Source organism: Crocosphaera sp. (assembly GCF_030064895.1).
Lineage (GTDB): Bacteria > Cyanobacteriota > Cyanobacteriia > Cyanobacteriales > Microcystaceae > Crocosphaera.
In genome coordinates this window covers 13,030-26,038 of the sequence record NZ_JASJEB010000005.1, presented here as the reverse complement: position 1 = coordinate 26,038, position 13,009 = coordinate 13,030, and the positions used below count along the sequence as shown (strand labels likewise).

Annotated in this window: 10 protein-coding genes; 8 read left to right on the top strand and 2 right to left on the bottom strand. The window is 37.7% G+C overall.

What is annotated here, in order from left to right; translation table 11 throughout:
- Nucleotides 1-276: 276 nt before the first annotated feature.
- From QNJ66_RS02090 to QNJ66_RS02080, 3 genes are all read left to right on the top strand, one after another.
- Entirely contained in the window at nt 277-453 is a 177-nt protein-coding gene (locus QNJ66_RS02090; RefSeq protein ID WP_300502685.1) for a hypothetical protein, read from the top strand.
- Nucleotides 450-2,519, top strand: coding sequence for an AAA family ATPase (locus tag QNJ66_RS02085; protein ID WP_300502581.1), 2,070 nt, complete (start codon nt 450-452; stop codon nt 2,517-2,519). Before QNJ66_RS02090 ends, QNJ66_RS02085 begins: the two co-directional genes overlap by 4 nt.
- Nucleotides 2,520-2,928: 409 nt before the next feature.
- Complete coding sequence (locus tag QNJ66_RS02080) at nt 2,929-4,170, top strand: DUF3747 domain-containing protein (protein ID WP_300502579.1); 1,242 nt, start codon at nt 2,929-2,931, stop codon at nt 4,168-4,170.
- 193 nt (nt 4,171-4,363) lie between these two features.
- Here QNJ66_RS02080 and QNJ66_RS02075 read toward each other — a convergent pair whose 3' ends face one another.
- Nucleotides 4,364-4,936: a Uma2 family endonuclease gene (locus QNJ66_RS02075; RefSeq protein WP_300502577.1), complete on the bottom strand. Its 573-nt coding sequence runs from the start codon at nt 4,934-4,936 to the stop codon at nt 4,364-4,366.
- A gap of 175 nt (nt 4,937-5,111) precedes the next feature.
- On the opposite strand from QNJ66_RS02075, the gene QNJ66_RS02070 reads away from it, so the two are divergent.
- Nucleotides 5,112-6,053, top strand: a complete 942-nt coding sequence (locus QNJ66_RS02070; protein WP_300502575.1) for an aldo/keto reductase — start codon at nt 5,112-5,114, stop codon at nt 6,051-6,053.
- Between the two features lie 2 nt (nt 6,054-6,055).
- Nucleotides 6,056-6,763 (top strand): hypothetical protein, encoded by a 708-nt coding sequence (locus QNJ66_RS02065; RefSeq protein WP_300502573.1) that lies wholly within the window; start codon nt 6,056-6,058, stop codon nt 6,761-6,763.
- Between the two features lie 251 nt (nt 6,764-7,014).
- Here the strand turns inward: QNJ66_RS02065 and QNJ66_RS02060 are convergent, their stop codons facing one another.
- Nucleotides 7,015-7,686, bottom strand: coding sequence for an S-layer homology domain-containing protein (locus QNJ66_RS02060; protein WP_300502571.1), 672 nt, complete (start codon nt 7,684-7,686; stop codon nt 7,015-7,017).
- Between the two features lie 328 nt (nt 7,687-8,014).
- Between QNJ66_RS02060 and leuC the strand changes: the two genes are divergently transcribed.
- The 3 genes from leuC (at nt 8,015) to QNJ66_RS02045 (ending at nt 13,005) form a co-directional block, all read left to right on the top strand.
- Nucleotides 8,015-9,418: a 3-isopropylmalate dehydratase large subunit gene (gene leuC, locus QNJ66_RS02055; protein ID WP_300502569.1), complete on the top strand. Its 1,404-nt coding sequence runs from the start codon at nt 8,015-8,017 to the stop codon at nt 9,416-9,418.
- A 300-nt stretch (nt 9,419-9,718) separates the two neighbouring features.
- Entirely contained in the window at nt 9,719-12,586 is a 2,868-nt protein-coding gene (locus QNJ66_RS02050; protein ID WP_300502567.1) for a CHAT domain-containing protein, read from the top strand.
- A gap of 50 nt (nt 12,587-12,636) precedes the next feature.
- On the top strand, nt 12,637-13,005 hold the full coding sequence (locus QNJ66_RS02045) for a hypothetical protein (protein ID WP_300502565.1): 369 nt from the start codon (nt 12,637-12,639) through the stop codon (nt 13,003-13,005).
- The last annotated feature ends 4 nt before the right edge of the window (nt 13,006-13,009 follow it).

Genomic DNA, 13,009 nt, shown 5'->3' with positions numbered 1-13,009 from the left:
ATCCCTATTTGATAACATTTTATGTTGTTTAATAGGGATTTTCTGTTATTTGTGTAATAATCGGGGGATATAGCCTTACAGATTATTTTTAGGAAATTTTATTTATAGCTTTTCTCTGACTCATGAGGTACACCTAATATCGCGCTTCCGAACTCCGAACTCTGAACTCCGAACTCCTAAAACTAGAAAACTCTGTACCTTACAAGTATGGGAAATGCTATATGTGTCCTAAGCATTTTTTGTGATGCTATAGAAAAAATAAATTAGCGATTAGTAATGATGGATGAAGATGTTAATGTTAGTCAAGTTCAAGAACCTATTACCACTGCATCACCAGAAATTTATCAGATTATTGAACGAGTTTTGGCTTTAGAAAAAAGTAAATTATCTCAGCGATCACCAAGAAATATTAATGATGATATAGTTCAAATTATTAAAGATGTAATTCAATGAAATTATTATCGATTCAATTATGCAATTTTAGACAATTTTATGGCATAACTCCAGAGATTATTCTTGCCTCTGATGAAGAAAATACCACCATTATTCATGGAAATAATGGGTCTGGTAAAACTACATTATTAAACGCTTTTACCTGGGTTTTATACGAGAAGTTTACGGCTGCTTTTATTGCCCCTCAATTATTAATTAATAAACGGGCAATTATGCAGGTTGAAATAGGAACATCTGTAGAGTGTTGGGTAGAAATTTATTTTGAACATGAACATAAACGTTATCAAGTTAAACGAAAATGTTACGCTTGTTTAGATCAAAATGGGAAGATTCAATACAGTGAAAATAAATTATTTATGTTAGTAGCAACAGAAGATGGTCGTTGGTATCCTCCTTCACAACAACCTGAGCATATTATTAACCGAATTTTACCAGAAAGTTTACATCAATATTTCTTTTTTGATGGCGAACATATTGATCATATTTTTCGTAGTAATGATAAGAGTGGTATTGCTGAAGATACAAAAGAACTTTTAGGCGTAAATGTATTGGATCGTTCCATTGATCATCTGAAAAAAGCAGAAAAAATATTAGAAGGTGAACTAAAAATAATTGGAGATATTGATATCAAGAAAAAGCTTGAAGAAAAAACAAAATTAGAAGAAGAAAGAAATAACTTCCAACAAACACAAGAACATATTATAGAAACCATAAAATCCGAAGAATTAAAACAACAAAAATTATCAAAAAAATTAATTGATTTAAGTGCTAACGAACAAATAAAAAACTTAAAAATAAAATTAGAAAAACAAGAACATGATTTAATAAATCAGATTAGAAATGCCAAGAAACAGATAAAAAATGCTATTTCTAATCAAGGTCATCTCATACTTTTAAACCGTGTTATTCCTAAATTTAATGCAATAATTACAGATTTACGCCAACGAGGAGAATTACCCAGTGGAATTAAACAACAATTTGTAGAACAGTTATTAAAGCGTCAAATCTGTATTTGTGGTCAAGAATTAATCGAAGGAAATTCTTATTATGAAGAGGTAAAACAATGGATGAATAAAGCTGGAATCGCTGCTATTGAAGAATCAGCTATCCGCTTAGAATCTCAAGTTAGTGAGATAGAAGAAAAGGTGATTAATTTTTGGAAAAATGTGGATGACAAACAAGCTATACTTGAACAATCTAGACTAGAACTATCTAAAGTGGAAAGAGAATTAGACGAGATTAATCAAAAGTTTCGTGATTATCCTGATGCTGAGATTAGAAAATCACAAGAAAATTTAGACAAAATCAAACAAAAAATTCGAGAATTACAACTAGAACAAGGAGGAATTAAACAACAATTAACCACTGTTGAAAAAGAAATACAAACCTTAGATAAAGAGATTAATAAACAAAAACTAAAAGAAGCAAAACAAATTTTAGCCAAAAGAAGAATTGAAGCAGCTAGAGAAGCAAGAAAACGATTAATTGAAGTTAGAAGTCGTCTAGAAAAACAGTTTCGTATCTCTTTAGAAAGACGAGTTCAAGCTATTTTTAATTCTATTTCTTTTACTCCCTATATTCCTAGACTCAGCGAAAATTATGAGTTAAACTTAATCGAAAATACATCAGGAAAAGCTGTTAATGTCGCCGCTTCAACAGGAGAAAATCAAATTTTAAGTCTTTCCTTTATTGGGGGAATTATTGATAGTGTGAGAAACTGGAGTCAAAAAAATACTTTAATGGGTCCCGATAGTAGTACCTTTCCTATTGTTATGGACTCTCCTTTTGGTAGTTTAGATGAAATTTATCGTAGACAAGTAGCCAAATCAATTCCTAAATTAGCCAATCAATTAATTATTTTAGTAACCAAAACTCAATGGCGTGGTGAAGTACAAGAAGAAACAAATAATTATGTGGGAAAAGAATATGTTCTAGTCTATCATTCACCGAAACCAGACTGCGAAAAAGATACAATTTGTCTTCATGGTGTTGATTATCCCTTAGTTCAACAAAGTCCTAATGAATTTGAATATACAGAAATAATAGAAGTTAATTATTTATTTTAAGCATTCAGCTTATACCAGTTTCCTCACGAATGATAAATGAAATGACACATCTTAAAACTTAATTTATTTTCAAGAAAATTTTGATAATGAATAGGCAATTTAATAATTGTCACTCCCATCAACTCAAAATTGAGCAGCTTTGTCATAATTCTATTAACAGCAGTTTTCATTTCATCAAAATCAGAAGTTTCAAACACTGATTCTTTCACCAACAAAGTAGGGGTCAACGGCCGTTGACCCCTACTCCGAACTCCGAACTCCTAACTCCGAACTCAGGTTCCCACACTAAATTGAAAACTGCTATAAATGGAACTCCATTCCCCTGAAATCGGTCTACAAAAAGCGATGAATGGGATTGTCTTTCGCTATTATTCTAGAAACCCTAGAACATCACCTTATAGTTTAAAACATGAAAATATCTAGATTACCCCTAAAATTAGCTACTTTAGCAACTGTTACCCTTAGTAGTTTAATTCCCGTCAATCTTCCCGTTAAAGCTTCCACTTTCAGCGAGACTGCTTTAGATCAAAGTAAAGTTATCGCCGTTGCTAGACCCTACGGAGAAGGAAAATATGACCTTTTAGTTATCGAACAAGTTCCTGACAAAAGAGACTGTTGGGCAGAAAATGGTGCTAACCCCGTCTTAATCGAACCTTTATTACTCAATTTTGATTTTACCGGCATTTGTCGTCGTTCTACAGACAGTAACGGTTATTCCATTCGTCTCGACGGTAATGATCTCGGTTTAGACTATTTATTGCGTGTGGTTCCCCGTGGTGGAGAATTAGTCTTAGTAGGAAGTCCCAGAAGCGCAGGTTACACTGAAATTGTCCTTGGTAGCACCAAAGGAATGGCCCAAGGGTTCATGAAAATTAACCTTTATCCTGGTTGGCAATTCACCAAACGCACCTATAAAGATAAAGTTCTAGGCCACTTCTATTTTAGCGGTTCTCAAGCAGCGATCGCAGCAGGTGGTGACATCGCTGATAACTCACCGGGCAACAGTACCTCCCCTAACCAAACCGCTTCTAAACCTAGTTTTACAGATACTAACAACAACGTTTACCAAGCCCAAATCAACAAAGGGGTTAAAATGGGTTTAGTGTCTGGGTTTGATGATAATACCTTCCGTCCTGACCAACCTGTGACCCGCGAAGAGTTGATTTCTATGGCGGTTGATGGCATTGGAACCGTCTATAAAGTTGATTTAGATGCTACCCCAGAAAGAGATGTTGTTCCTTTTAAAGATGTGGATGATTCCCGTTGGAGTGCCAAAAAAATTAAGTGGGCCCAGTGGAATTTCCTCAATATTGGCAACCCTAATAATACTTTACAACCAGGTGAACCCATTAGTCGGGCTGAGTTAATGGATACCATGCGTCGTATGGCCATCCATCTGAAAAATCGCTTAGACTTACCACGAGAACTACAACAAACCCAAGAAGCGATCGCCTTTTCTGATACTTCTGGGAGTTGGGCGAACTCAGTTATCACTCAAATGTCTAGTTATTGTGGTGTAGCGACCCCTATGAATGAACGGGGAACCGCTTTTAGACCCGACGAAAAAGCAACCCGTGACTACACTGTGGCCGCTATGGTCCGAGTTTTAGAATGTGTTCAAGCTGAGGCACAACAAGCTAATAAAAATTAGTAATCCCCCCTGCCCCTCTTTAATAAGGGGGGCGATGTTAAGCATCTAATTTACTATACTAAACTGACGGGGAGACGGGGGGAAAGGGAGACGGGGAGAGGGTTTTATAATATGTTGCTTAACTTAATGATATGTGGTTTAAATGCACAACAGCTTATGTAGTCTTTTTATTACTGATTCCTATATTTATTTGTCATTCCTGAAATATAACATCTTCATAAATTTCTGTTAAATATCCCTTAAAATTAATACTTTGTAGCAGAAAAGTAGTGCAGTTTGCATGATAAACTTCCAACACCCATAAACCTTTCTCATTTTTTCTAAAACATTCAATTCGCTTGAGTTTAGTATTAATTAACACATATTCTTCTAAAGTTTCTAAGCTTTGATAATCAATAAACTTATCTCCTCTATCAAACGCTTCTGTGGAGTCCGATAAAACCTCAATAATTAGTTTTGGATAACATTTATAATTGTTTGTTTCTTGATCTCTTAAATCACAAGTAACTAGGACATCAGGATAAAAGAAACGATTAAACTTTTCTAATCTTACTTTCATATCACTGATATATACTCGACAATTTGATCCTCTTACGTGATTTCGTAATAAAGAGGCAATATTAAGAGAAATAGTAACATGAGTATCAGAAGCACCAGCCATTGCAAAAATTTCTCCAGCTATATATTCATGTTTGATTTCCTGTTCTTTTTCCCATTCCAGATATTCTTCAGGAGTGAGAGGAGAAGATTTAGATAGAGCAACCATAGGACTAAAATTAAATAGTTAATAAGTTTATAATACAAATTCTCATTGTCGGGTCATAATTTAGACCCTTAACAGCTTATCTTTTTCCAATGTTCAAACTCCTGCCTCCTTCAAGAAAACTTGAGATGTTTTAAAATAATGTAAATAAATGTAACGAACCGTCATCAAAGAATCTATGCAAAGCAATCAACTATCCGTGAGAAACATTCAACTTCCTAGCTTAGGTATCGGGACATGGGCCTGGGGAGATAATTTATTTTGGGGTTACGGTTCCAACTATGGCGAAACAGACGTACAACAAGCCTTTAATGCAGCCGTAGCAGCCGGTGCAACCTTTTTTGATACTGCAGAGGTTTACGGGTTAGGAGAGTCCGAAAAACTAATCGGTAAATTTCTCAAACAAAACAGCCAACCGGTGCAAATAGCCACCAAATATTTTCCCTTACCCTGGCGTTTTAATCGGGATGCAGTTACCGAAGCATTAACCGCTAGTTTAGACAGATTAGATGTCGATCAAGTTGCATTATATCAAGTGCATATGCCCTTTGATTTTTTCATGGGACAAGAAACCTTAATGAAAGCCTTAGCCACAGAGGTAAAAAAAGGTCGTATTCTTACTGTTGGAGTTAGTAATTATTCCGCTAAACAAATGCAGCAAGCTTATGATTATTTAGCCACTTATGATGTTCCTTTGGCGGTTAATCAAGTGCGTTATTCTTTATTAACTAGAACCATAGAAAAGAATGGTATCTTAGATAAAGCCCGTGAATTGGGAGTGACAATTCTCGCTTATAGTCCTTTAGACCAAGGATTATTAACAGGAAAATATACCCCAGAAAAACAAGAAGAAGTTATAGGTGCCAGAAAAATTGACCCTAAATTTTCTGCATCAGGTTTAAAGAAAATTGAACCAGTTATTAATCAATTAAAACAACTAGGAGAAACATACGACAAAACTCCTGCTCAAGTTGCTCTTAACTGGTTAATTGCTCAAGGTGATGTTATCCCTATTCCTGGTGCAAAAAATGCTAAACAAGCGCAAGAAAATGCAGGGGCAATGGGTTGGTTACTCAGTGATGAAGATGTTAAAAAACTTAGTTCATTAAGCAATAACTAATTATGAAATCTTTAAAATTATTGTTGGGTTTATGTCTTCTTTGTTCAAGCTTAAACCCAACTTCTATTCAAGCACAACCTTCAATCAATATTATTACACAAAGAGATCGCACCACACGCATTCAATTTAATCGCGGTGAAATTTCAACTACGGTTAATGATTCTGTGGTTAGGGGAACAAGGGATATTTATTTATTAAGGGCTAACCAGTCACAAATTATGAAAATCTCTTTAACTTCTTTGGAAAATAATGCTGTCTTTGATTTAGTTTCTCCTAATAATACTATTCTTACAGAAGAAGTTACAGATATTGGTCTTGTTTTACCAATGAATGGGGACTATAAAATTATTGTGGGGGGAACAAGAGGCAATGCAACCTATAATTTATATGTTGAAATTTATGATAGTGTTAGCATCCAAAGATTAAGGACTGAAAATGTAAATATTGTTCTTCGTTCTAACTGTATTGAAGGGGCAGTTACTTGTAATAATGTCTCATACCAAGGCATTAATATTAATACAGGAGACAGTATAGAATTAGTTGGTAAAACTATCCATACAACTTGTGCCGATGGTGTCACCCCTTGCCGATTTTTGGGTTACGAATTTATTAATGGTAACTATCGTTATATTGTTAAAAATGATGGCCTACTTCTCGTTTATCAAGGAGAAAAACTAATTTTAAGGGAACAAGGAGCTTGGCAAAATTAATACTTAATCTTAATTATTTAGGTTAATTATTTACCATACTTTTCCCTTCCTGGAAGGTGTTATACCCAATCTGCTTATTATCGTAGAGTAATATTCTGTCTCCCCCTGCCTCCTCTGCCTCTCCTGCTTCCTCTGCTCATCAAAATGATTGTCTACTATCTAAAGCGGATTTAGTATTAAGGGTGGGTTAAATGCCAAATAAATGCACCACAACCCACCAATTTATTGATGCTTTAATTCAAACCCTGTGGTTAGTTATAATCGTTTCTAACACAATTAATAGTTCTTAAAATTGCGGCTGCTGTATAGTCTCTTTTCGCAGGTTCATTAGGAGCAAAATTAGTTCCCTTTTCATTCAGAGGAGAAGCAACACCACAATAGGCAGACATTTGTAAGGTTAATTGCTGATTATACCCTGAAACATCACTAAACTTAACTTCTTTTTTATTACTCGTTAAAACAGTTTCTCGCCCTAACTTCGCCTTCAGAAGTTCTGCGGAACGACGAAGAAAAGCTAATAATTCTGCTCTGGTAATATAGTCAGTAGGTCTAAAATTTCCTGTCGCTGTTCCTTCCGGAATAATATTCCATTGCGCCCAATTAATTTTAGCTGCACTCCAACGAGAATCATCTACATCTAGAAAAGGTCGCAGACGACGGTTAGGTTTTTCATTAATATTGACCGCAACTAATGTCTGAAGTCCATCAATAATCATCGAAATGGCCTGTTCTCTGGTTACAGTTTCTTCAGGACGAAAAGTCTTATCAGGAAACCCGGAAATAATTAGCATATTGGCTGCTTGGTCAATTTCAGACTCGTAGGGGTTGTCTTTAATATCTGTGAATTTTTGTGCAGAACTCACTGATGTTAAACCCATCCAAAAGGTGGCCGCAGTAGCTGCGATCGCTATTTTTTTTAACATTGTTTTAGGACTCCTCTTTTTTTAGTTATATATTGAAAATTCCATTGCTTATCAACAAGGAAAAAGTATCACACGAGTTGATAGAATTCTCAAAGACTTAAATGTTCCCGTCAATAATAAATCTTATTAAAATGACGAAACCAGAGTAATTAAAGTTGTTTCTGTTTGGTCTCATTATGAATAGCTTATCCTTGATGTTAACAGTGATCTCAAAATTCAACCTAACAACAATGAACAAAAATTAAATCATGGCTTAAAAGTCGTCAACAAATCCCTAAAACCCTTCATAATAAAAAGATAGCGTGATAAAGAAAAGCCAGAAACATCCATGAGTAAAGGAACACTCTTCGATAAAGTTTGGGATACCCATACCGTTCAAATATTATCTTCAGGACAAACCCAACTCTTCATCGGACTGCATTTGATCCACGAAGTCACGAGTCCCCAAGCGTTTGCCATGTTACGGGAAAGAGGACTCAAAGTCATGTATCCCGATCGCACAGTGGCCACCGTTGATCATATCGTCCCCACCGAAAACCAGGCCCGTCCTTTTGTTGATACCCTAGCAGAAGAGATGATACAAGCATTAGAAAATAGTGCCAAAGATAACGGTATTCGGTTCTATAATATCGGTTCCGGGAATCAAGGGGTTGTCCATGTCATTGCCCCGGAACAAGGACTTACCCAACCCGGAATGACCATTGCTTGCGGTGACTCCCATACCTCCACCCACGGGGCCTTTGGGGCGATCGCTTTTGGCATCGGAACCTCTCAAGTACGAGATGTCTTAGCCTCCCAAACCCTTGCCCTATCCAAGCTAAAAGTGCGTAAAATCGAAGTTAATGGCACTTTACCACCGGGGGTATATGCTAAAGATGTCATCCTCCATATCATCCGTAAACTCGGGGTTAAAGGGGGTGTAGGATACGCCTACGAATACGCCGGAACCACCTTTGCATCTATGTCTATGGAAGAACGGATGACTGTCTGCAATATGTCCATCGAAGGTGGGGCCAGATGTGGCTATATTAACCCCGATGATGTCACTTTTGACTACTTAAAAGGGCGAGACTTTGCCCCCACAGGAGACGAATGGGAAAAAGCGGTTAGTTGGTGGCGTAGTATGGCTTCTGATGCCGATGCAGAGTACGATGATATTGTTACCTTCGATGCTGCTGAGATCGAACCTACGGTAACTTGGGGTATTACACCCGGTCAAGGTATTGGTATCAGCGAACCCGTTCCCACCCCTGAAAGTTTACCCGAAGGCGATCGCGCGATCGCCCAAGAAGCTTACAGTTATATGCAGTTATCCCCTGGAAGTCCCATAAAAGGGACAAAAGTTGATGTCTGTTTCATTGGGAGTTGTACCAATGGACGCATTAGCGACTTAAGAGAAGCTGCTAAGTTTGCAAAAGGCCATCATGTAGCCAATGGGGTCAAAGCATTTGTGGTTCCGGGTTCAGAACGGGTAAAAGTAGAAGCCGAAAAAGAAGGGTTAGACAAAATCTTTGTCGAAGCTGGTTTTGAATGGCGTGAAGCCGGATGTTCTATGTGTTTGGCTATGAACCCCGATAAGTTACAAGGGGATCAAATTAGTGCCTCTTCCTCTAATCGTAACTTTAAAGGCCGTCAAGGATCATCCACAGGACGAACTTTGTTAATGAGTCCGGCGATGGTTGTCGCTGCTGCGGTGAATGGGACAGTCTCGGATATACGAGAACTTAGTTAAAAGAAGGCAGGAGTTGAAAGGCAGGAGGCAGGAGGCCGGTATAGATGGGGATTTTAACCCGCATCTAACCCGAGACCACCAAATCGCAGATTTTGGTGGGGGACTTAAACCCAGTTGGGCGAGGCAAAAAGCGCACCAAGATGGGCTTGACTTTAACTAAAAATCTTCCCTCCTGTTCCCCTCCTGGGAGGGGTTAGGGGTGGGTTGCCCCCTGCCTCCTGCCTCGCCCGAAGGGCTGTTAAAGTCCATGATACTCTAGTAAAAGGTTTGATATGACATTGCGTCGTCAGTTGGTTAATTATGTCGCAAAATTCTAAGCAGTCGAAGAAGTCGAAGAAGTCGAAAGGATTTGACCCCCAGAAACGAAATCATGAGATTAGTTCTCGTGACGTTTTGCAACGCATTTTAGATGCTTGTCTTAAAAGTCAGGAAGCTGTTGATCAACTTCTAGAACAGTATCAGGAAAAGCTAACCGATAACTTCGCCTTGATGGTACGTGAAGAGGCTGAATTAAAAATACGACAGTCGGGTGGTAAGCAAAAACTCATTTTGCTCAATAAGCTATTGACGCTTAGCACATACATTTACGAATTTCCCAGAGGAAATCGTGCTAGTCAGCTTGAGATTGCTATTGCCATAGGTGAAGTCTTGATTAAGTATATTACTCGCTCTAATTTTCCCACAGCATGGGCAATGCTTCAGAATCAGTTAGGCATTCTTAATGCAGAGCGAATAAGAGGCGATCGCTCAGAAAACCTTGAATTAGCGATCAAATCTTACCAAAATGCATTAGAAATATATACCCGAGAATCATTTCCTGAATCTTGGGGGATGACTCAAAATAATCTGGGGAGTGTTTATCGTGATCAAGAAAAGTTTGACTTAGCGATCAAACATTACCAAAATGCATTAGAAATACGCACCCGTGAAGCATCTCCTGAAGATTGGGGGATGACTCAAAATAATCTGGGGAATGTTTATTATGATCAAGAAAAGTTTGACTTAGCGATCAAACATTACCAAAATGCATTAGAAATAGGCACCCGAGAATCATTTCCTGAAAAGTGGGCAGGTACTCAAAATAATTTGGGAATCGCATATTGTAAAGCGAGTAAATACCCAGAAGCGATTACTTGTTTAGAAGCTGCATTAGAAATAGACACCCGAGAATCATTTCCTGAAAATTGGGCGATGACTCAATATAATTTGGCTACTGTATATCGTGATTTAGGAAATCTAGATCGAGCAATTAGTTATTTTCGTGCTTCTCTGGAGATATTTGCTCCCACCGCTTTCCCTAAAAGGCGTTTGCAGTCTGGGCGAGATATGGGAGATGCGGCGTTTAACAAGGAAAAATGGCAGTTAGCCATAGAAGGTTATACCGCAGCGATTCAAGCGGTAGAGGTTAGTTGTAGCTGGGCGAGTAGCGATCAGCATCGTAGTGAGATTATAAGCAAGGCGATTGATATTTATACTCAAACTGTGCAAGCTTGTCTTAATAACGATCAACCAAAGTTGGCACTGGAATATGTAGAGCGAAGTAAAGCGCGAAATCTGGTGCAGCTTTTTTCCGACTTGGATAATAAATCCAATCTAATTAGTAAAGAAGTTCTGCAACGTTTGGACAACTTGAAGGGAGAAATTTTAGCCAAGCAGCAGGAATTGGATAATATTCCAGAGGATGGGGCAGAACAATCTAAATCTATAGTTGATAATGTAATAGATAATTTGTTTACGGAGGATGACGATCTTGAAGCAATTGACGAGATCCAAAGTGAGGCAGTTACTAAGGATACTGGCGTTAATTTAAATCAACTCTATGCTAGGCAGTTAAGGACACGCTTAGAGGATTTACAGCAACAATTCGATCAGGTGCTGGAAGAAATTATTGAATTAGATCCTGCTTATGCTCTAACTCAGGCGGTTCAACCGATTCGTTACCCAGAAATTATTGACCAAATCGGCGATCGCACGGCAATTATTGAATGGTATCTTACAGATCAGGGATTCTATACTTTTTTAATCACCAAGAACAGTCAACAAGCTGAAGTTTGGCAGTTTACCTCCGCAGAAAGAGAGCAATTAGATCAATGGCAACGGGACTATTTTGCAGACTACCATCAGGATAAATATTATCATTGGGGTAATACCTTGGAATCTCGTCTCGAAGAGTTAGCTAACCTGCTGCAACTTAAGTCGATACTGGAGAAAATTCCCGACAACTGCAATCAACTGATTTTAGTTCCCCATAGCTATCTGCACCTGTTACCCCTCAATGCCTTACCGATTGATGTGGATCAATGTTTATTGGATAAGTTTACTGATGGTGTTCGCTATGCTCCTAGTTGTCAGCTATTGCAGCTAAGTCAAAAACGCTCTCAGGCTGATGTTCCAGGGGATAGGGATCGAGGTTTGTTTGCGATTCAAAACCCAACCCAGGATCTTAATTTTGCCAGTGTGGAAGTGAAAGCGATTCAGCAATATTTTGATGATTCCTTTGTCTTGGAGGAAAAAAATGCGACTAAAGCGGCATGGAAGAAAAAGAAAACACAAAAAGAGTTACAAGCAGCTAATTTTATTCACTTCTCCTGCCATAGCTATTTCAATTTTGCAGCACCTTTAAGTTCACCTCTGATACTATCAGGATCTGAGGTTGAAGGTAAATCGACAACGGAACCTTCACGCTTTATTCAATCCACTGAGCAACAAAATTACGACTTACAGCAATGTTTGCTGTTAAAGGAAATTTTCACTTTGAATTTATCTCCTTGTCGATTAGTCACCCTTTCTGCTTGCGAAACGGGTTTAACTAATCCTGAAAGTGGTGGAGATGAATATATTGGGTTACCTAGTGGCTTTTTAGTGGCGGGTAGCCCTAGTATCGTTGCTAGTCAATGGGCTGTCAGCGATACTGCCACGGCAATTTTAATGATTAAGTTTTACGAGAATCTGATAGTATTAGATCATCCATCTGTTGCCCAAGCCCTTAATTCTGCTCAATTATGGTTACGTTCAGTTACCAAGACAGATGTATTAGAATGGATGCAACAATTTAACTTAGATCCAGACAGACAAAAAGAACTAGAACGAGAGGTCAAATCAGCAGACAAAGAGCAACCTTATGCTAAACCAATCTATTGGGCTGCATTTTGTGCCATCGGACAGTAAATTATAAATAAATATAATTAAACCAGTCAGTAATTTTGGAGTATTTTCTAATGAATGATCGTCAAATATTTATAGGTTTTTGTGATTTATTAACGAATGAAAATTTAGATTCACAAGCTATACAAGACTTATCACAACTCTCCCAAACCCTAAAAAAGTTGAAAAACGATCAATCTGATGATGCGATCGCTGATGCTATTGTAGACTGGTGTGCCAATCATCAACCCTTGGGAGAAAGTTTAAGAATGAGAAGTTTAAGAGCAAGAGCAATAAGACACAAGGGTGGTAATCAAGCTGATCAGGAACAATGGATATCCAATATTTCTTTGCCAGAATCAGAATTAATAAATGAAATTGAGAAAAAAATAGAGGAGACTCAAGCACAGAAATCTCAAGTTTCTCAAGAAAATAATAATTAGTCAG